19 protein-coding genes and 1 pseudogene are annotated in these 18,653 nt (G+C 70.8%); 8 read left to right on the forward strand and 12 right to left on the reverse strand.

Features of this window, described 5'->3' with window-relative positions:
- Positions 1–26 precede the first annotated feature (26 nt).
- The 5 genes from AB0P17_RS08215 to AB0P17_RS08235 form a co-directional block, all read right to left on the reverse strand.
- Positions 27–773 (reverse strand): amino acid ABC transporter ATP-binding protein, encoded by a 747-nt coding sequence (locus AB0P17_RS08215; protein WP_365808830.1) that lies wholly within the window; start codon positions 771–773, stop codon positions 27–29.
- 113 nt (positions 774–886) lie between these two features.
- Positions 887–1,924, reverse strand: coding sequence for an amino acid ABC transporter permease (locus AB0P17_RS08220; RefSeq protein WP_365808713.1), 1,038 nt, complete (start codon positions 1,922–1,924; stop codon positions 887–889).
- Positions 1,925–1,948: 24 nt separating this feature from the next.
- Positions 1,949–2,908, reverse strand: coding sequence for an ABC transporter substrate-binding protein (locus AB0P17_RS08225; RefSeq protein WP_365808715.1), 960 nt, complete (start codon positions 2,906–2,908; stop codon positions 1,949–1,951).
- Positions 2,908–3,714: a deaminated glutathione amidase gene (locus tag AB0P17_RS08230; RefSeq protein WP_365808717.1), complete on the reverse strand. Its 807-nt coding sequence runs from the start codon at positions 3,712–3,714 to the stop codon at positions 2,908–2,910. Before AB0P17_RS08230 ends, AB0P17_RS08225 begins: the two co-directional genes overlap by 1 nt.
- Before the next feature lie 115 nt (positions 3,715–3,829).
- Positions 3,830–4,798 (reverse strand): hypothetical protein, encoded by a 969-nt coding sequence (locus AB0P17_RS08235; RefSeq protein WP_365808718.1) that lies wholly within the window; start codon positions 4,796–4,798, stop codon positions 3,830–3,832.
- A 165-nt stretch (positions 4,799–4,963) separates the two neighbouring features.
- Here AB0P17_RS08235 and AB0P17_RS08240 point away from each other — a divergent pair, with 165 nt between their 5' ends.
- The 3 genes from AB0P17_RS08240 (at position 4,964) to AB0P17_RS08250 (ending at position 7,910) form a co-directional block, all read left to right on the forward strand.
- The gene (locus AB0P17_RS08240; RefSeq protein WP_365808720.1) at positions 4,964–6,367 is read left to right on the forward strand and encodes an aminotransferase class I/II-fold pyridoxal phosphate-dependent enzyme; all 1,404 of its coding nucleotides are present in this window, start codon (positions 4,964–4,966) and stop codon (positions 6,365–6,367) included.
- A 253-nt stretch (positions 6,368–6,620) separates the two neighbouring features.
- Positions 6,621–7,685, forward strand: coding sequence for an alkene reductase (locus AB0P17_RS08245; protein ID WP_365808722.1), 1,065 nt, complete (start codon positions 6,621–6,623; stop codon positions 7,683–7,685).
- A gap of 63 nt (positions 7,686–7,748) precedes the next feature.
- Complete coding sequence (locus AB0P17_RS08250) at positions 7,749–7,910, forward strand: hypothetical protein (RefSeq protein ID WP_365808724.1); 162 nt, start codon at positions 7,749–7,751, stop codon at positions 7,908–7,910.
- A gap of 67 nt (positions 7,911–7,977) precedes the next feature.
- On the opposite strand, the gene thpD is transcribed toward AB0P17_RS08250, so the two are convergent.
- The 5 genes from thpD to AB0P17_RS08275 form a co-directional block, all read right to left on the reverse strand.
- On the reverse strand, positions 7,978–8,874 hold the full coding sequence (thpD, locus tag AB0P17_RS08255; RefSeq protein ID WP_365808726.1) for an ectoine hydroxylase: 897 nt from the start codon (positions 8,872–8,874) through the stop codon (positions 7,978–7,980).
- 2 nt (positions 8,875–8,876) lie between these two features.
- Positions 8,877–9,275 carry an ectoine synthase gene (locus AB0P17_RS08260; protein ID WP_365808728.1) on the reverse strand — a complete coding sequence of 133 codons (399 nt, stop codon included), beginning with the start codon at positions 9,273–9,275 and terminating at the stop codon, positions 8,877–8,879.
- Positions 9,276–9,433: 158 nt separating this feature from the next.
- The gene (ectB, locus tag AB0P17_RS08265; RefSeq protein WP_365808730.1) at positions 9,434–10,702 is read right to left on the reverse strand and encodes a diaminobutyrate--2-oxoglutarate transaminase; all 1,269 of its coding nucleotides are present in this window, start codon (positions 10,700–10,702) and stop codon (positions 9,434–9,436) included.
- Positions 10,703–10,817: 115 nt separating this feature from the next.
- Entirely contained in the window at positions 10,818–11,366 is a 549-nt protein-coding gene (gene ectA, locus AB0P17_RS08270; RefSeq protein WP_365808732.1) for a diaminobutyrate acetyltransferase, read from the reverse strand.
- A 329-nt stretch (positions 11,367–11,695) separates the two neighbouring features.
- Positions 11,696–12,892, reverse strand: coding sequence for an aminotransferase class V-fold PLP-dependent enzyme (locus AB0P17_RS08275; RefSeq protein ID WP_365808734.1), 1,197 nt, complete (start codon positions 12,890–12,892; stop codon positions 11,696–11,698).
- Between the two features lie 111 nt (positions 12,893–13,003).
- Here AB0P17_RS08275 and AB0P17_RS08280 point away from each other — a divergent pair, with 111 nt between their 5' ends.
- Positions 13,004–14,095, forward strand: a complete 1,092-nt coding sequence (locus tag AB0P17_RS08280; RefSeq protein ID WP_365808735.1) for an amidohydrolase family protein — start codon at positions 13,004–13,006, stop codon at positions 14,093–14,095.
- Between the two features lie 13 nt (positions 14,096–14,108).
- Here the strand turns inward: AB0P17_RS08280 and AB0P17_RS08285 are convergent.
- Positions 14,109–14,535 (reverse strand): annotated as a pseudogene (locus AB0P17_RS08285) (GNAT family N-acetyltransferase).
- The gene (locus tag AB0P17_RS08290) at positions 14,532–15,812 is read right to left on the reverse strand and encodes an XRE family transcriptional regulator (protein ID WP_365808737.1); all 1,281 of its coding nucleotides are present in this window, start codon (positions 15,810–15,812) and stop codon (positions 14,532–14,534) included. The pseudogene AB0P17_RS08285 and the gene AB0P17_RS08290 overlap by 4 nt, the downstream one beginning before the upstream one ends.
- Before the next feature lie 234 nt (positions 15,813–16,046).
- On the opposite strand from AB0P17_RS08290, the gene AB0P17_RS08295 reads away from it, so the two are divergent.
- From AB0P17_RS08295 to AB0P17_RS08310, 4 genes are all read left to right on the forward strand, one after another.
- Complete coding sequence (locus tag AB0P17_RS08295; protein WP_365808739.1) at positions 16,047–16,493, forward strand: ATP-binding protein; 447 nt, start codon at positions 16,047–16,049, stop codon at positions 16,491–16,493.
- Positions 16,494–17,079: 586 nt separating this feature from the next.
- Positions 17,080–17,661 carry a thymidylate synthase gene (locus AB0P17_RS08300; protein ID WP_365808740.1) on the forward strand — a complete coding sequence of 194 codons (582 nt, stop codon included), beginning with the start codon at positions 17,080–17,082 and terminating at the stop codon, positions 17,659–17,661.
- Positions 17,658–18,098, forward strand: coding sequence for a hypothetical protein (locus tag AB0P17_RS08305; RefSeq protein WP_365808742.1), 441 nt, complete (start codon positions 17,658–17,660; stop codon positions 18,096–18,098). Before AB0P17_RS08300 ends, AB0P17_RS08305 begins: the two co-directional genes overlap by 4 nt.
- Complete coding sequence (locus AB0P17_RS08310; protein WP_365808744.1) at positions 18,095–18,652, forward strand: nucleoside-diphosphate kinase; 558 nt, start codon at positions 18,095–18,097, stop codon at positions 18,650–18,652. Before AB0P17_RS08305 ends, AB0P17_RS08310 begins: the two co-directional genes overlap by 4 nt.
- Position 18,653 lies beyond the last annotated feature (1 nt).

The raw sequence follows: 18,653 nt of genomic DNA on the forward strand, positions 1-18,653 counted from the left end.
ATCGCCGGAGGGGCGGGGCGCGGCGGTCAGAGGAAGCGGGCCAGGAACGCCCTGGTCCGCGGGTTGGACGGGTGGTCGAGCACCTCCTCCGGAGTGCCGCTCTCCAGCACCCGGCCGCCGTCCATGAACACCACCCGGTCCGCCACCTCCCGCGCGAAGCCGATCTCGTGCGTCACCACCAGCATGGTGAGCCCGTCACGCGCCAGATCCCGCATGGTGGCCAGGACCTCGCCGACGAGCTCCGGGTCCAGGGCGCTGGTCGGCTCGTCGAAGAGCATCAGCTTCGGCCGCATCGCCAGGGCGCGGGCGATCGCCACCCGCTGCTGCTGCCCGCCGGACAACTGGCGCGGATAGGCGTCGGCCTTGTCCGACAGACCGACCCGCTCCAGCAGTTCCAGCGCGGTCCTGCGCGCCTGCGCCTTCGGCACGCGGAGCACGCCCACCGGCGCCTCCGTGACATTCCCGAGGATCGTCAGGTGCGGGAAGAGGTTGAAGTGCTGGAAGACCATCCCGATGTCGCGGCGCTGGCGGGTCACCTCGCCGGGGCGCAGATGGTGGACCCGGGCGCCCGAGCGGCGGTAGCCGATCAACTGGCCGCCGACGTGGACGGAGCCCGAGTCGATCTGTTCGAGGTGGTTGACGCACCGCAGGAACGTCGACTTCCCGGAGCCGGACGGGCCCAGCAGCACCACGACCTCGCCCGCGCGGACGTCGAGGTCGATGCCGCGCAGCACCTCCAGATGGCCGAACTTCTTGTGGACGTTCCGCGCCATGACGAGCGGCGGGCCGGCCGCGTCCGGAGGAGCGGGAGCAGGCCCGGGAGCGGGCACGGTCGCCGGCCCGGGCGCGGTCGCGGGCGCCGGGACCTTGGTCAGGCTGTCCTCCGTCATGGGGTCCTCTCCTCCTGCTCGTGCCGTGCGTCCCGCTCCTCGGCGAGGGGCGCCCCGGCGGCGGCCCGGCGCCGGAAGAAGGCGAAGTCCCAGAAGCCCTGTGGGGCGTTACGGGTCGCCCCGCGCGCGTAGTACCGCTCGATGAACGACTGTCCGACGTACAGCACGGACGTCATCACCAGGTACCAGAGGCAGGCGACGATCAGCAGCGGGATGGTCTCGAAGGTGCGGTTGTAGATCGACTGCACGGTGTAGAGCAGATCGGCCAGCGCGATGACGCTCACCAGCGAGGTGGCCTTCATCATGTTGATGACCTGGCTGCCGGTGGGCGGCACGATGAACCGCATCGCCTGGGGAAGCACCACCCGCCGCAGGATCCGCGCCCGGCCCATGCCGAGCGCCGCCGCGGCCTCCGACTGGCCCTGGTCGACGCCGAGCAGCCCGCCGCGCACGATCTCCGCCATGTACGCGGCCTCGTTGAGCCCGAGGCCGAGGATGGCGGCGAGCAGCGGGGTGATGAGGGAGTTGGTCTGCCCGCTGACGAACTCGGGGCCGAACGGCACCCCGAAGGAGATCCTGGGCAGCAGCGCGGACAGGTTGTACCAGAACACCAGCTGGACCAGGACCGGGATGCCGCGGAAGAACCAGACGTACGCGCCGCAGACCGCGCTCAGCACGCGGTTCTCCGACATCCGGCCGACCGCGACGAGCACACCGCCGACGATGCCGATGAGCATGGCCACCACGGTCAGTTCGACGGTCGTGGCGATGCCCTGGCCGATCACCTGGGCGCCGAAGTAGCTGCCGACCGTGGACCATTCGAAGTTGGCGTTGGTCACCAGGAAGTGCGTGAGCTGGGCGGCGAGGACCGCGAGGACCAGGACCGAGAGCCAGCGCAGGGGATGCCGGACCGGGGTGGCCCCGGCGACGTCCACGGCGGGGACCGCGTCGGACGGGCTGCCGGAACCGGTACGGGAGCCGGGCCGCGCCGGGTCCTCGCCGGTCATGGGCGGGGGAGCGTCAGTGGTGGCCATGGGCGGCGCACCTCCTCACGGTGATCAGGCGGCGCCGCCGAGGTTGACGCCGGGCTTGTCGAGCTGGTTGGCGGACAGGCCCCACTTCTTCATGATCTGTCCGTAGGTGCCGTTGTCGATCAGCTTCTGGATCGCTTTCAGGAGCACATCGCGCAGCGGCGAGTCCTTGGCGACGACGGCGCCCTGGTAGAGATCGCCGAAGCCGTTGGGCTGTCCGGTCCCGGCGAGTTCGAGGTCGCCCTTGGCCTGCGACACGAAGTACGTGAGCGGTGCCCGCGAGGAGAAGAAGGCGTCGGCCCGGCCGGAGCGCACCGCCAGGATGGAGCCCGGCTGGTCCTTGTAGGACTGGACCTGTACCGCCGCCTTGCCGTCCTTGACGCACTTCTCGGACTGCGTCTTGATCACGCCTTCGGCGGAGCCGCCGCCCATGACGGCGATCCGCCGGCCGCAGGTGTCGTCGAGGGCGTTGATGGCGCGCGGGTTCCCCTTGGGCACCGCGAAGACGACGAACTCCTTCACCCAGTCGACGAAGTCGTTGGCGCCCTGACGTTCCTTGAAGTCGCCGACGGGGCCGATGGCGAGGTCGTAGCGGCCCGCCTTGATGCCGGTCAGCTCGCTGGGCAGACCGTCGGCGGTGACGTGCTCGATCTTCACGCCGAGGAGCTGTTCGAGCGAGGTGGCGAGGTCGGCGGAGGCGCCGGTGAGGCTGTGACCGTCCGAACCGGCGATCTCGTACGGCGGGAAGGAGCCGTTGTTGACCGAGACCAGCGTGCCGGACTTGCGGTTCTTCTCCGGCAGCAGCGCGTGCAGCGCCGTGTCCTCGGTGAGCCGGGCCCCGGCGGCCTCGGCCGTGCCGCCGGCGGCGCTGTCCTTGGCGCCCTCGGCCTGGGGCGGGTTGCTGCCGCAGCCCGTGAGGACGAGACAGCAGGTGAGGGCGGTGGTGGCCAGCAGGGCCACGCTCTTGGGGGATCGCGTCAGGCGCATCAGTGGGCTCCGAGGGGAAGGACGGTGGGGTCGACGGCGAACCGCCGGTTGGCGAGGACGGGCAGCGTCCGGCGGGCCGCGGCCGTCATGTCGGGATCGGCCTCGGCCCAGGCCAGGCCGCGGACGGCGGCGAGCCGGGAGCGGACGGTGCCGAGCGGGTCCACGATCAGGCTGTTGCCGATGTTGCGGGGCCCGCACTCCCCGCTCGCCGCGACCCAGCAGGTGTTCTCCAGGGCGCGCGCCGCGGTCATGACCTCCCAGTGCCGCTCCTTGGCCGGGCCGCGCACCCAGGCCGCCGGGAGCGCGAGCACCTCGGCGCCGGCGTCCACGAGCAGCCGGGCCAGCTCGGGGAAGCGCACGTCGTAGCAGGTCATCAGGCCGACCTTGGTGCCCGCGACCTCGACGATCACGGGCGGCTCGTCCGCCGGGCGCACGTGGGCGGACTCCTGGTCGCCGAAGGCGTCGTACAGATGGATCTTCCGGTAGCGGGCGATCAGCTCGCCGTCGCGCAGCGCCACCAGTGTGTTGAACACGCGGCCGTCGTCGGACGGTTCGTGGATCCCGACGACGACGGTGGCGCGCCCCCCGGCGGTGGCCGCGCGCAGCTCGGTGACGAACGGGCCGTCCAGCGGCTGGGCGACCTCGCGGATGCGGTGGCGGTCCTCGGTGAAGCGGGCCAGGACCCCCTCGGGGAGGACGAGCAGGTCCGCGCCGCCCCGCTCCGCCTCGGCGGTGAGTTCCTGGCAGGCGGTCAGGTTGTCCTTCCAGTCGGGGGTGGCGGCGAACTGTCCGACGGCGATACGCATGGTGTGGGCTCCGGAAGTGGATCGGTGGACCGGCGGGGGAAAGGCGGTGGGCGACGGGAAGGCGCTGGACGACAGGGAGTCGGCGGGCGACGGGAAGTCGGCGGGCGGTGACGAGTCAGCGGGCGGTGGCGAGCGCCGGGTCGGGGAAGACCACCCGCGGGTCTATCGGCTCCGGCCAGATCCCCTGGGCGTGCAGCTCCTCGCAGAAGGCGCGGGTCATCGCCGCGTTGGGATCGGCCCCGTACGGCATCCAGTCGTCGCCGAACAGCCGGGCGGACTCGGTGAGTTCGTGGAGCAGCCAGGGGGTGGTGTCGGTGAGCAGCCGGCGCCGGGCGACCCAGCGGTGCTTGGAGCGCTCCAGCGCCGAGAGCAGCGCGGCCGGCAGGGCGGGATGGGCCTCGACCGTCTCCTTCTTGAGCGTGACGAGATGGATGCCGGGGACGAATCCGGTGGTCTCCCAGTACGCGCGCTCCGCGGCCGGATGGTCGTCGAGGAGATGCCGGAAGCGGCTGGCGGAGGTGAACAGCTCCGCCGGCATGAACGGGGTGAGGACCGCGTCCAGCCGGCCCGCGGCCAGCTCCTCCTCCAGCGAGTCGCCCTCGGCCAGGACGGAGACATTCGCCGGGAGGGGCCGCCCGCCCACCCGGTCCTTGCCCGACTCCCCGGCGGTCAGCGGCCCCACCCGCCACTCCACCCCCGTGAGATCCACCCCGGCGCCGCGCAGCAGCGCCCGGGTCCAGGTGTTGCCCGAGTCGGGCCAGCCGGTGAGCCCGATCCGGGCCCCGGCGAGCTGGGCGAGGGTACGGAACGGGCTGTCCGCCCGTACCAGGACGCAGCGGTGGCGGAACCCCCGCATGATGAACGCGGGGAGCCCGACGAGCCGGTCGTCCCCCGCCGCGCGGGCCTGCACATAGCGGCTGAACGAGGTCTCGCCGCCGTCGAGTCCCGGCTCGGCGAGCACATCGGGGGTGACGTCCCGCGAGTCGACCCGGACCGTGAAGCCCGCCACGTCCACCAGGCCGGAGGCCAGTGGTACGAGGTGGTCCCAGTCACGTAGCCCCAGATGGATCACGGGAGATGACACAGCGGACGCTCCTTGCTTTTCGGTGCACTTCTCGCATGGTTCACAATCAAGCCGAATAAGCAATATTCGGCCGTGCGATGGCTGGAACAATATTGTTCAGCGATAGGTCAAACAAGATGTGTTTTGTGTCCGAACATAAATTTTCCGTGCCGTAATCTACGGAGCGTGTCGGCGAGGCGGGAGAGCGAAACGGTGGACAAGGCATGGGCGGCGGGGCCGCAGGGCGCGGTCAGACTGGCCGGGCGCATCCCCGACCCCAGCGCGCGGGGGGTCGCGGCGGCCATGACCGACCTCATACGCTCCGGTGAACTGGCCCCGGGCAGCGCCCTGCCGACCGTGCGCGCGCTCGCCGTCGCGCTGGGGGTCAGCCCCGGCACCGTCGCGGAGGCGTGGGCGGTCCTGCGCAGACACCGGATGATCACGACGCTGGGCCGGCGCGGCAGCGTGGTCAGCGGCCCGCCGAGCGTCCCGCACCCGGCGCGGTTCGAACGGGTCGGCGATCTCGGCAGTCATCTCACCCTGGACCTCGCGGTCGCGGCCCCCGACCCGGCGCTGCTGCCCGGACTGGCGGACGCGCTCCTCGCCGGGGCGCGCACCCCGCGGCTCAACGACTACTCGCGTACGGCGATCACGGACGGTCTGCTGGACGCCGTACGGGACACCTGGCCGTTCGAGGCGGCGGCGTGGACGGCGGTGGGCGGCGGCTACGAGGGGGTGCAACTGCTCTGCCAGGCCCTGATCGTGCCCGGCGACCGGGTCGCCGTGGAGGACCCGACGGCGGCGCGGCTGCTGGACATCCTGGAGGCGCTCGACGCGCAGATCGTGCCCGTGGCCTGCGACGGCGAGGGACCGCTGCCCGGCTCCCTCGCCCAGGCGCTGGAGCGGCGGCCCGCGCTCTTCCTCCACCAGTCCAGGGCGCAGGCGCCGTGCGGCTGGACGGTCGGCGAGGAGCGCGCGGCGGAGCTGGCGAGGGTGCTGGAGACCGCCCCGAACGTCATGGTGCTGGAGGACGACGGCATCGGCCCGCTCGCCGCGGACCCGGTGGCCAGTATCGGCACCCACCTGCCCGACCGTACGGTCCTGGTGCGCTCGTACTCCAAGGCGTACGGCCCCGACCTGCGCATCGCGGTGATCGGCGGGCCGCGCGAGGTGGTCGAACGAGCCCGGGTGCTGCGGACGTTCGGCACCGGCTGGACCAGCCGCATCCTCCAGGACGCCCTCGCCCACCTCCTCACCGACGACGGCGCGACCCGGACGGTAAGGGCCGCCGCCCACCGCTACGACCTGCGGCGCGAGGCGCTCGCCGGGCGGCTCGCCCGGCGCGGGGTGCACACCGCGAACCGGGACGGGCTGATGCTGTGGGTGCCGGTGGCGGACGAGGCGTCCGCGCTGGTCACCCTGGCCGCGCGGGGCGTCACGGTCTCCCCGGGCAGCCGCTTCTGTGTCGCGTACGCCCTGCCGCACGTACGGATCGCCACGAGCAGGCTCACGGACGACGAGGCGGCGCTCGACGAGACGGCCGCGCTGATCGCGCTGGCGGCGTCGGCGTCGGCCGGCCGACTGGGCTGAGAGCTGATCCGCCGCGTGGGTCGTCCGGCCGCGTGGGCCGTCCGGCCGTGCGGGTCGTCCGTCGGCATGGGTCGTCCGGCCGCATGGGCAGTCCCGTCGCGCAGGACGTCCCGCCGCATGGGCCGTCCGGCCAGCGCCCGCGGTCGTGACGGAATGAGCCGGGGCGAGCGGGGGTTGACACATCGGCCGGCCATGTACGGCCGGGCGCCGCAGCCCTGTTCCGGTTCGGCCGTCCCCGACCCCAGGAGACCTCATGACCACCGCGTTCGACCCGATCGACCTCTCGGGTACGCAGCTCGCCAACCGTGTCGCGCTCGCCCCCATGACCCGCAGCCGTGCCTTCGGCCCGGGGAACTCGCCCACCGATTCGACGGTGGAGTACTACCGGCAGCGGGCCTCGGCCGGGCTGCTGATCACCGAGGCGATCCAGCCCTCCGTCCTCGGCCAGGGCTACCCGGACACCCCAGGGCTGCACAGCCGGGAGCAGGTCGCGGCCTGGCGCCGGGTCACCGACGCCGTGCACGCCGCGGGCGGCCGGATCTTCGCCCAGCTCATGCACGGCGGCCGGATCGGCCACCCGGACCTGTACCCGGACGGCCTGGTCCCGGTCGGCGTCTCACCCGTCGCCGCGCCCGGCCAGATCTATCTGCACACGGGTCCCGCCGACTACGTCGTCCCGCGCGAACTGACCTCCGACGAGATACGCGCGACCGTCACCGACTTCGCCGCCGCCGCCCGCAACGCGATCGAGGCGGGCTTCGACGGCGTCGAGGTGCACGGCGCCAACGGCTATCTGATCCATCAGTTCCTCGCCCCCAACACCAATCTGCGCACCGACGAGTGGGGCGGTTCCGTCGAGGGCCGCATCCGCTTCGCCGTCGAGGTGACCCGCGCCGTCGCGGCGGAGATCGGGGCGGCGCGCACCGGTATCCGGCTCTCGCCCGCCATCGGGCTGCTGGGACTCGAAGAGCCCGACCCGGAGCCGACGTACACCGCACTGGTGGAGGAGCTGGACCGGCTGGGGCTCGCCTACCTCAGCCTGATCGAGAACACGCGTGAGTTCGCCAGGACCGTTCGCAAGCTCTACTCGGGGACGCTCATCCTGACCGCCGCGACCGAGAACGGCACCGGCGCCGAGGAGCTGAAGCTGATCGAGGACGGGACGGCCGACCTGATCACCTTCGGGCGGCTCTTCCTCGCCAACCCGGACCTGCCGGCCCGGCTGCGGGCGGGCGGCCCGTACAACGCCCCGGACCGGGCGACCTTCTTCGGCGGCGGCGACCAGGGGTACATCGACTACCCGGCCCTGGAGAGCTGACCGCGGCCCGTCGCCGAGCGGGCGCAGGAACGCGCGGAGAGACGCCGGGAGATGCGGTCGGAGATGAGGTCGGGCAGCCGGCGTCCGTGTCCCACCACCCGCCTCGGCCGCACCGTCCTTGGTACGAAATGGCTCGTCGTCGCCGGCCGGCTCGTCCTCGCCGTCGTCTGCACCGCGCCGGCCGCCGGACTCGGCGACGTACAGCGCGAGGACTCGGCCGCGTGACACGGGAAAGGGGCGCGGGACCGGTCGTCCTCCTGACCGGTCTCGCGCCCCTCGCGTGTGCGCCGGCTCAGCGCACCGGGGTGAAGTCCCGCGCCCCGATGAACTCGGGCCGGGGCACCGGCGCCCCGAACGGTTCGACCGCCGCGTTCTCCACGCTGTTGAACACGATGAAGACATTGCTGCGCGGGTACGGCGTGATGTTGTCGCCCGAGCCGTGCATGCAGTTGCAGTCGAACCAGGTCGCGGACCCGGCCTTGCCCGTGAAGAGCCGGATGCCGTGCTGGTCGGCGAGGCTGGTCAGCGCCTCGTTGGAGGGCGTGCCGGCGCCCTGCATCTTCAGCGACTGCCGGTAGTTGTCCTTCGGCGTCTCGCCCGCGCAGCCGAGGAACGTCTTGTGCGACCCCGGCATGATCATCAGGCCGCCGTTGGTGTCGAAGTTCTCGGTCAGCGCGATCGACACCGAGACGGTCCGCATATTCGGCAGACCGTCCTCCGCGTGCCAGGTCTCGAAGTCCGAGTGCCAGTAGAAACCGGAGGCGCCGAAGCCGGGCTTCACGTTGATCCGGGACTGGTGGACGTAGACGTCGGAACCGAGGATCTGCCGGGCACGGCCCACCACCCGCTCGTCGCGCACGAGTCCGGCGAAGATCTCACTGATGCGGTGGATCTCGAAGACGGACCGTACGTCCTGGGACTTGGGCTCGATGATCGAGCGCTCGTCCGCGCGTACCTCCGGGTCCGTGATCAGCCGTTCCAGCTCGGCGCGGTAGAGCACCACCTCGTCCGGGCCGATGAGCTGGTCGACGGGGAGGAAACCGTCCCGCTCGAACGCCCCGAGATCGTCCGGGGAGATCGGGCCCGCCGCGCCGGGCTGGGACCACACGACGGGGTCCTGCCTCGGCGTGGTCACCTCGCCACGGCCGCGCGTCGGGTACAGGTCGGTGTGCACGGGGGTGGTGGTCATGGTCAGCCCTCCTCGGTCAGCAGCGGGTAGACGCCGTTCTCGTCGTGGTCCTCCCGCCCGGTCACGGGGGGATTGAACACGCAGACACAGCGGAAATCGGTCTTGGGGCGGAGCGTGTGGCGCTCGTGCCCGTCGAGCAGATACATGGTGCCGGGGGAGATCCAGTGGGTCTCGCCGGTCTCCTCGTCGGTGAGTTCGGCCTCGCCCTCCACGCACAGGACGGCCTCGATGTGGTTGGCGTACCACATCGACGTCTCCGTACCCGCGTACAGCACGGTCTCGTGCAGGGAGAAGCCGACCTTCTCCTTGGCGAGCACGATGCGCTTGCTCTCCCAGGTGCCGGAGGCCGACCTCACATGGCGGTCGGTGTTCTCGATGTCCTTGAACGATCGGACGATCACGGTGCGTTGACGCCTTTCTCTCTCGACGGTGGTGGGGTCGCTGTCCGGCGCTGCCGGCGCCCCAGCGGAGCGACGCCTTGGTGCGACGTCTCGGTGGGACGCCGGCAGCGCCGGGTCGGTGTGCCGGGTCGCTGTGCCGGGTCGCTGTGCCGGGTCGGTCAGGAGGTGTCGCGGACGGCGCGGGCCACGGTCCGCAGCCCCTCGTCCAGCTCGTCGGCGGTGATGGTGAGCGGCGGCAGCAGTTTCACGACCTCGCTCTGCGGTCCCGACGTCTCCAGCAGCAGCCCCAGCTCGAAGGCGCGGGCGCAGACGGCGGACGCGCGGGTCTTGTCGGCGAACTCGATGCCCCAGACCAGGCCGCGGCCACGGATCTCGGGTACGTCGCCGGTGGACTCGGCGCGCAGCGCGTCGAGGGCGCGCTCGATCTGCTCGCCGCGCGCGATGGTCTGCTTCTCCATCTGCCCGTCGGCCCAGTACGTGTTCAGCGCGGCGGCGGCGGTGACGAAGGCCGGGTTGTTGCCCCGGAAGGTGCCGTTGTGCTCGCCGGGCTCCCAGACGTCCAGCTCGGGGCTGAAGAGGCAGAGCGACATGGGGAGCCCGTACCCGCTGATGGACTTCGACAGGGTGACGATGTCCGGCGTGATGCCCGCCTCCTCGAAGGAGAAGAAGGCGCCGGTGCGGCCGCAGCCCATCTGGATGTCGTCGACGATCAGCAGCATGTCCTGGCGGCGGCAGAGGTCGGCCAGCGCGCGCAGCCACTCGGGGCGCGCGACATTGATGCCGCCCTCGCCCTGGATCGTCTCGACGATCACGGCCGCGGGCTTGTTCAGCCCGGAGCCCTGGTCCTCCAGCAGCCGCTCGAACCAGAGGAAGTCGGGCGTCTGCCCGTCCAGGTAGTTGTCGAACGGCATCGGGGTGCCGTGCACCAGCGGGATACCGGCCCCGGCGCGCTTGAACGCGTTGCCGGTGACGGCCAGCGACCCCAGCGACATGCCGTGGAAGGCGTTGGTGAAGGAGACGATCGACTCCCGGCCCTTCACCTTGCGGGCCAGCTTGAGGGCGGCCTCGACCGCGTTCGTGCCGGTCGGGCCGGGGAACATCACCTTGTACGGCAGGTCGCGCGGCCGGAGCACCACGTTCTGGAAGGACTCCAGGAAGGCGCGTTTCGCGGTCGTCGCCATGTCGAGGCCGTGGGTGATGCCGTCCCGCTCGATGTAGTCGATCAGCGCCCGTTTCAGTACCGGGTTGTTGTGACCGTAGTTGAGTGATCCGGCGCCGGCGAAGAAGTCCAGGTAGCCATGGCCGTCCTCGTCGGTCAGGCGGGCGCCCTGCGCGCGGTCGAACACGGCGGGCCAGCCGCGGCAGTAGCTGCGTACCTCGGATTCGAGGGTTTCGAAGACGCTCAGTGCGGGCGGGGTGATGGTCATGGGGGTCTCCAGCCGGTGTGAGAGGAGGAAGCGCGGGGAGGGCGCGTGCGGTCAGTACGGAGGCACGCGCGTCCCGTACGGGGGTGGCCGCGTACGGGAAGGGGGCCGGGCGGGCTCAGGGGGCGAGCGTCGCGAGCGGGCCGATGCGGTACAGCACCTCCGGCTGGTGCACCCCGTCGGGGAACAGGCCGCCGTCGAAGAGGACCTCGCGCTCCAGCGGCGCGCCGTGGCGGGCCGCGTACGCGGTGAACAGGCGGTCCGAGGCGGTGTTGTCCGGGGTCACGGTCGTCTCCACGGCCGTGATGCCCAGCTCCTTGGCGGCCCGGACGGTCAGCTCGTCGAGCAGGGTGCCGGCGAGCCCGCGTCCGCGGTGGCTCGCGTCGACGGCCACCTGCCAGACGACCAGCGCCTCGGGGCGCTCGGGCCGGACATACCCCGTGACGAAGGCGATCGGCTCGCCTCCGCCGTCGCGGGCGACGACGGACGTCGCGGCGAAGTCACGGCACCAGAGCAGGTAGCTGTACGAGGAGTTGAGGTCCAGGACCTCGGAGTCGCGGGCTATGCGCCAGATCGCGGCTCCGTCCTCCACTCGTGGGGTGTCGATCGTCAGGGGTTGGTTGAATTCGCTTCGGGCGCCTGCAAGGTCTGCTTGTGCGGCGGTCATGTGAATTGAATTTACCGAGCAAATGGGCAAAGTGCATCTTCGGCAGGGGTTGGGAGATATGAGCTCCTGTGTTATCGCGCGGGCGCGGGTGCGGTGGCGGACCCACCGGGTTTGGGGTTATTATGTGCGGATAAATCCGGGCAAATCGGTGGTCATTGTGGGCTCGGTCACATGTCCGTAACGCTCGCGAGACCGCCCGGAATCCTGGTTTCGGGAGGGCTGAAACCCAGGCGTTTAGGCCAATGAAAAGCGGGCAGAAGAATACGGGGAGCTGCTCGGAATAAAGCAGTTCCCCGTATTCATGAATTCATTCGGTATTTGGGGTGGTGCTAATTTCCGGTCAGGCCGGACGCGTCCGCGCGGACGGCTGCCCACGCGGCGTCGGCCGCGCGGACGCCACCCGGCCGGTCCACCGCGACCCCGGCTCCCGCCAGCGCGGCGCCCAGCGCGTCGAGACAGGAGCGCACCACGTCGCCGGTGGCGTCCGCCCCGTAGTGGTTCACCCGGATCATCTCGGCGGCCAGCGCACCCCCGCCCGCCCGTCGCCCGCCACCACCCTCAACCGAAGCGCTGCGCGCAGCCCCTTTGACTGCGATCAGCGGCAGCGACGGATCGGTGGCCAGCGCCTTCGCTACCAGCTCCGTGGCGTCCACCCCCGCGGGGGTACGGAGCGTCGTGGCGACCGGCGCGGCCTCCGCCGCCTCACGGACGAACGGCGCCAGACCGCCCCCGAGCGCCAGCGCGCCGGCCCGGGTGGCGGCAGCGGCGGCGGCGTGCCGCCCGGTCACCGCCGCCAGGCCCGCCGTCTCGATGCGCTCCACGCACGCCTCCAGCGCCAGCATCTCCAGCTGGGCCGGCGCGTGCGGCAGCGCCCTGCGGCCCGCGTCGATCCAGCGCTCCTTCCAGTCGAGCAGCGAGAGGTACGAGCGCCGGGGCGCCCGCGGATTGGCGGCGAACCGCTCCCAGGCGCGCGGGCTCACCGCGACCGCCGAGACCCCGGCGGGCCCGCCCATCGCCTTCTGCGCGCCGATCACGCACAGGTCCACACCCCAGGCGTCGGTCAGCAGCGGCTCGGCGGCCACCGAGGCGACGGCGTCCAGCATGAAGAGCGCGCCGTGGGCCCGTACCACCTCACCGATCGCGGCCACCGGGTTGGTGTTGCCGGTCGCGGCCTCCGCGTGCACCAGCGAGACGAAGTCGATCTCCGGGTGCGCGGCGAGCGCCTCCTCCACCTGGGCGGCGGTCACCGCGGTGTGGAACGGCACCGCCAGGTCCACGACGGTCGCGCCGCAGTCCCGCAGCCAGTTCCCGAAGGTCTGCCCGTACGGCCCCGTGACCACGTTCAGCGCGGTGGAGCCCGGGCCCGCGCCGCCCCGGATGCACCCCTCCAGCGGGAGCAGGGCCTCACCCTGGGTGATCACGACGTCGTTCCCGGTGGCGAGGAGGGCGGCCACCCGGCGCTCGATGGAGGCGAAGCGCGCGGCGGTGAGCGGGGGCAGGTCAAGCAGCGGATGCGCAGGTGTCACGGCGGTGCTCTCTTCAGGGACGGATCGGGGGAGCGGGGGAGGGGCCCCCTTCCCGGCCGGGCGGGGAATCCCTCCGGTCGAGGGTACTCACGGCCTCGTACAGTGCTGCATATGAGTGATCACGCGGTGCTGCGGGTGACGGGACGGGTGCTGGTCGGCCCCGAGGAGGTCAGGGACGAGCTGTGGGTGGTGGACGGCAGAATCACCTTCGACCGGCCCGCGGGCGCCCGTGACGTCCGTACGGTCCACGGCTGGGCGCTGCCCGGACTGGTCGACGCCCACTGCCACGTCGGCCTCGACCACCACGGCGCGGTGGACGACGCCACCAGCGAGAAGCAGGCGCTCGGGGACCGGGACGCGGGCGCCCTGCTGCTCAGGGACGCCGGGTCGCCCGCGGACACCCGCTGGATCGACGACCGAGAGGACCTCCCGAAGATCATCAGGGCGGGCCGCCACATCGCCCGTACGCGCCGCTACATCCGCAACTACGCCCATGAGATCGAGCCCCCGGACCTCGTCTCCTACGTCGCCCGGGAGGCCCGCCGCGGCGACGGCTGGGTCAAGCTCGTCGGCGACTGGATCGACCGCGACGCGGGCGACCTGACCGCCTGCTGGCCGCGCCCCGAGGTCGAGGCGGCCATCGCCGAGGCACACCGGCTGGGCGCCCGGGTCACCGCGCACTGCTTCGCGGAGGCCGCGCTGCGCGACCTGGTCGAGGCGGGCATCGACTGCGTCGAGCACGCCACCGGCCTCACCGAGGACACCATCCCGCTCTTCGCGGAACGGGGCGTGGCGATCGTCCCGACGCTGGTCAACATCGCGACGTTCCCGCGCCTCGCCGCGGGCGGCCAGGAGAAGTTCCCGCGCTGGTCGGCGCATATGACCCGGCTGTACGAGCGCCGCTACGACACGGTGCGCGCGGCGTACGACGCGGGCATCCCGGTCTTCGTCGGCACCGACGCGGGCGGCGGCCTCGCCCACGGCCTGGTCGCCGGCGAGGTCGCGGAACTGGTGAAGGCCGGCATCCCGCCCCTGGAGGCCCTCTCCGCGACGACCTGGCGCGCGCGGGCCTGGCTGGGCCGCCCGGCCCTGGAGGAGGGCGCACCGGGCGACCTCGTGGTCTACGACGAGGACCCGAGGACGGACGTACGGGTCCTGGCGGCGCCGCGGCGGATCGTGCTGAACGGGTGGGTGGTCGGCTGAGCGCCCGTGCGGGTCAGCGGGTGGCGCGGATCATTACGGTGAGGACCGGCGACGCCGCTGACGGCTGGCTCTGTCCGATGTCCTCGAAACCCCACGACGTGTAGAGCGCGTGGACCTTCCCGTCACCGGCCGCCGGATTGACCATGAGCGTGACGTACGGCTCCTCGCGGGTGGCGAGGAAGGCGTCGAAGATGCGCGACGCAATTCCTGTGCCGCGCCACGCGGTTGGTACGCCGATCTCCTTCAGGGCGACGGCCGGACGCTCGGTGTACTTATCCACCGGTGCCGGGGTGGTGCGCTGCCGGTACTGGCGGTGACCGCGTCGTAATCGGCAGGTGGAGCAGCGGCACACGCACGTCGGCGTACACGTCGACCAGGCTGCCGCGCGGGGGTCCGAGAGTGGTGAACACGCGGAGTTCGATAGCGGGTGCCGAGGTCATGCGGGTGTCCTCCAGGCGTCGCGGGTGTGCTCGGTCCAGATCTGTGCGGTAGGGCTGCCCGGCGTGGTGGCGCGCAGTGCGGCACCGAACTCTTGCAACATGCGCGTCACCCGGGCGTGCTGGGTTGCGACATCGGCGGGGACCTTCATCGCAGTGGCGACGGCTTGCTCGATATCGCCTTGTCCGAGTTGGGCGGCAGCGAGCCGGGCGGTGTTGATGGCGCGGTCGCGCCGCATCTGAGGGCGGAGCAGGGCCAGACTCCGGTGAGCATGGGTTTCGGCTCGTTCGAAGTTTCCGAGGCGAAAGTGTGCGGCGAGAGCAAGCGTTTCCAGCTCTGCTCCGTTACGGACCGCCGTCATCCACACTGGTCGAGCGAGCCCCGGATCGGCACGGTCGAGTGCGTCCTGGGCGCAGCCGAGGGCGCGCTGCACTGCTGCGGTGTCACCGGTGAGGCCGAGGGTGGCGGCCTGACGGGCATGCCCGAGAGAGGCGAACAGGGGATCACGACGCGTGATGTTCAGATTGCGGGCGACGTCGTTGGCGGCGAGGGCATCGGCAGGGCGGCCCATGTGCCGGTACATGGTCCCCGCGTGACTCCAGATGCGGAACTTGATCGCCTGGTCACCGGACAACTCGGCGAGGGCCTGCGCTTCGCGCATGTGTCCCTTCGCGTCGTCGTAGCGGCGGCTGTCGATCGCCGCCCACATCGCCGAGGAGAGGAACGACGCCGCGCACGCATACAGGCTGTTGCGCACGCGCTGGGTCGCGCTGCCCGCATTCTGGAGATGCAGCGCCTCGCCGGCAAGCGCGGCGGCCCGCTGCTGGGCGCTGAGTTGTCCGCCGTGGCGCTGGTCACTGGCGATGACTTCGGTGAAGCGCGCCTGCAGACGGTCGACATCGCTCATGCCGATGCGCCGGGGCGATGCGCCGGGGGCGGCTGCCGCTGCGGCGACGGCTGCGATTCCGCCGACGAGAGTACGGCGCTTCATGTCAGGGTCCCCCTGCCGCGGAGGCGACGTGAGCGAGGCCCGGCCCCGTGGAATGAATCCCAAAGCGACGGCGGGCAGGCCAGTGACGTCCTCAAGGGCCTTGCGGGTAGCCGATTTGGGCCACTTGACCCGGCCCGCTTTCCAGGACCGGATCGAGGAGCCGTCCAGCCCGCCGGGCCGCCCGGTCAGTCGCTCAAGGGCCCCGTTCACGGCGTCGGCCAGGCTGTTGGAGCTGTGCCCGTTCTCAGCCATCCATGCCTCAAGAACCGTATTGCGCGTGGCATTCATATCCGCACCGTAGCCTTGCGGTCGCTTTCTGTCAGGTAAAAGAGGCGTCAAATCACCCTAGGGCATTCCGTCGAATACCTCTGCGATCACCCTAACTGTCCTACTGCGCAGGGGAGTTGTCTGATTACTGGTCGCTCGTAACCCCATAGGAGCGGCTGTTGACGGCCCGGCTTGCTCCTGAAGTCTCCCGGAGGGAGTGAGCAGGGCGCCGAGACAACGACGAAGGCTCCACCAATGACGAGTCTCAGTAAACAGATTCAGGCCGCCCCTATCGGCCACCCCGCCTACAGTCAAACGTTTCCGTGCCAGCCGGAGACGGCCGAGATCGGCCGCAAGCTCGTCCGTGACGCTCTCGCCGTATGGCGCCTCGACGATCTCGCCGACCGCGCCGTGCTGATCATGTCCGAACTGATCGCGAACGCCGTCCGGCACACTCCGTACCCCTCGATCCGCCTGATGGTCGGGCGGCCGAGCGCGGTGCGGGTGCGCATCGGAGTGGTGGACCGCGCCCCCTCGCGACTGCCCGTACTCAGCCCGGCCGATGCCGACGACGAGTCCGGCCGTGGCCTGCTCCTCATCGACGCGATCGCCGACCGCTGGGGCTACGACCTCTGCCGAAGCCGCAGCCGCGTATGGGCCAAAGAGGTCTGGGCGGAGCTTCTCAAGGAGGCCGGACAGTGACCGGTCGGCTGGTGCCCCCGCCGCTGCCGGACCTGGCCCGACTGCGGCCCCGCCAGCAGATGGCCATCGACTGCGCCTTGTGCGGAACTCACTTGGGTGCTTGCGGCCGTGTCCTGGGCGACGTGCGGTACAACGGCAGGCTCTTCCGGCTGTGGATTTGCGAGGTCGAGTGCCCGACGCATGCCAGTGGTGAGCCGTGACCGGCTGTCGGCGTTGTACGCGTTTCCACTGGCCCTAGACAACTACGTCTTGCTGAAGTGCCGTTGGGAAGTCTGGTGGCTGGTCGCCGACGCCGCCGGACTGCTGGGAGCCATGGCCCTGGCCCTGCTGGCCAAATGACGGCCGGTTGCGCCCTGACGCCCCGAGCTCCGTGCGCCACCCGATCCCACCTTTCTCTGGAAGGAGAACTCCCTCCTGTCTCTCGAAATGAGTACGCGACTGCGGGAAGTACTGCGAGTTGCCGGGTTACCGCCGAGACCACTGCCCGGCTGTGTGGAGTCACAAGCCGGACCGTCAGCCGGTTCCACCACAGAGCACGGCCCCCTGTTCATCAGCCGCACCTACGGCTGTCCACTGACTTGGAGAGATGATGCTCACCGCTCCGACCTATCGCAGCGTTGAAGGTGCATACCTCACCTTGCTGCAACTGGCATCGAACAACGCCGAGCACCACATCGCCGCCCGTGGAAACGAAGCTTGCGAGGTGATCGGTGTCGGCTTCCGACTGCCTGACCCCCGCCAGAGGCTTCCCTACCTGGCCACACGCAAGGCCAACCCGGTCTTTCAGTTCGCCGAAGCGCTCTGGTACTTGGCCGGCCGCCGGGACCTGGAGATGATCGGCTACTACGCCCCGTCGATGCGCTCCAGCTCCCTCGACGGGATCACCCTCGGCGGATCCGCCTACGGTCACACCCTCTTCAATCCCGCCGACGGCGACACCGCTTCGCCGTTCGGCCGTGTCCTGGAACTGCTCCGTAGGGAGATCGACAGCAAGCGCGGGTACCTCCCTGTCTTCTCCGCCTCCGAGCTGGCCGTCAGTGAAAACCCTGACATGGCGTGCTTGGCCGGACTGCACCTGCTCGCCCGTGGTGGACACCTGCACATGGTGTGCCACATGCGGGCCAACGACCAGGTGGCCTGCTGTCCGACGTGTTCAGTTTCACGATGATCCAGGAGTACGCGGCCGTGCAGCTCGGCTTGGAGCTGGGGACGTACACCCACTTCATCGGCTCCGCGCACGTCAACGATCGGAACGCCGAGCGTGTCAAGAAGGTGCTGGACGAAGCGGATATGCGAGGCCACCCGCAGCATTTCCCGTTTCCGGCGATGTTGGTGGAGACCACCCCCGGCACCATCACACGGGTCCTCGAACACGAGGAACTGCTGCGCACGAACAAGGCCCGGTACAGCGCGGACGACATCGCGGGTCTGGACGTGGACGTGTACTGGCAGCAGGCCATCTTGCTGTTCGAGGTCTACCGCCAGATCAAGCAGGACCAGGCCGAGACGGTGAGCCGCGAGGTGCTCGATGCCCTGCATCCGGGGCTCCGCTGGCTCCTCAAACACAAATGGGCGGCTCGCGCCACCCCCGAGGACCAGCGGTGAGCCGGAGGCCGCCGAGCGGCGCTGTCGTGGAAGGAATCGACTTCGACCGCTGGGCCGTCATCCTGTGCAAGCCGGACGCGGTCGAACGCGGACTGGTTGATGCCGTGCTGGAACGGATCGCCGCCGAAGGCGTCACGGTCACGAACCGGCGCGAGGTCACCGTGCAGCCCTGGCAGATCCACGTGCACTACTGGGACCTGCTGGTCGACGCCGACTGGTTCCCCGACCGGGACATCCCCGCGTGCCTGGACGAGGCGTACACCGGACGACAGGTCACCGTCGCGCTCGCTCACGCCGAGCCGGGCATACACGCACGCCTGCGCAATCTGCTGGGCCATTTCGACCCCACACACGCCGCTCCCGGCACGATCCGAGGCGATCTCGGCAACGACAGCCTCAACGCCGCTCTCGCGGAGAAACGGCTCGTCCACAACCTCGTGCACACCTCCGACGACCCGGCCTCGGCCCGCCGGGACTTCGGCACCTGGTATGGCGCCGACCGCCGAGACCTTCTCACGGACCTTTCGGCACAGAGCACCCCCGCCGAAGCCTGAC

This window comes from Streptomyces sp. NPDC088124, from assembly GCF_040685895.1.
In the GTDB taxonomy this organism is placed as follows: Bacteria; Actinomycetota; Actinomycetes; order Streptomycetales; family Streptomycetaceae; genus Streptomyces.

Bases quoted from the DNA above. Each gene is read 5' to 3' on its own strand.
- AB0P17_RS08215 (WP_365808830.1), bottom strand. From the start codon at position 773: ATGGCGCGGAACGTCCACAAGAAGTTCGGCCATCTGGAGGTGCTGCGC.
- AB0P17_RS08220 (WP_365808713.1), bottom strand. From the start codon at position 1,924: ATGGCCACCACTGACGCTCCCCCGCCCATGACCGGCGAGGACCCGGCG.
- AB0P17_RS08225 (WP_365808715.1), bottom strand. From the start codon at position 2,908: ATGCGCCTGACGCGATCCCCCAAGAGCGTGGCCCTGCTGGCCACCACC.
- AB0P17_RS08230 (WP_365808717.1), bottom strand. From the start codon at position 3,714: ATGCGTATCGCCGTCGGACAGTTCGCCGCCACCCCCGACTGGAAGGAC.
- AB0P17_RS08245 (WP_365808722.1), top strand. From the start codon at position 6,621: ATGACCACCGCGTTCGACCCGATCGACCTCTCGGGTACGCAGCTCGCC.
- AB0P17_RS08250 (WP_365808724.1), top strand. From the start codon at position 7,749: ATGAGGTCGGGCAGCCGGCGTCCGTGTCCCACCACCCGCCTCGGCCGC.
- thpD (WP_365808726.1), bottom strand. From the start codon at position 8,874: ATGACCACCACCCCCGTGCACACCGACCTGTACCCGACGCGCGGCCGT.
- ectB (WP_365808730.1), bottom strand. From the start codon at position 10,702: ATGACCATCACCCCGCCCGCACTGAGCGTCTTCGAAACCCTCGAATCC.
- ectA (WP_365808732.1), bottom strand. From the start codon at position 11,366: ATGACCGCCGCACAAGCAGACCTTGCAGGCGCCCGAAGCGAATTCAAC.
- AB0P17_RS08280 (WP_365808735.1), top strand. From the start codon at position 13,004: ATGAGTGATCACGCGGTGCTGCGGGTGACGGGACGGGTGCTGGTCGGC.
- AB0P17_RS08290 (WP_365808737.1), bottom strand. From the start codon at position 15,812: ATGAATGCCACGCGCAATACGGTTCTTGAGGCATGGATGGCTGAGAAC.
- AB0P17_RS08295 (WP_365808739.1), top strand. From the start codon at position 16,047: ATGACGAGTCTCAGTAAACAGATTCAGGCCGCCCCTATCGGCCACCCC.
- AB0P17_RS08300 (WP_365808740.1), top strand. From the start codon at position 17,080: ATGATGCTCACCGCTCCGACCTATCGCAGCGTTGAAGGTGCATACCTC.
- AB0P17_RS08305 (WP_365808742.1), top strand. From the start codon at position 17,658: ATGATCCAGGAGTACGCGGCCGTGCAGCTCGGCTTGGAGCTGGGGACG.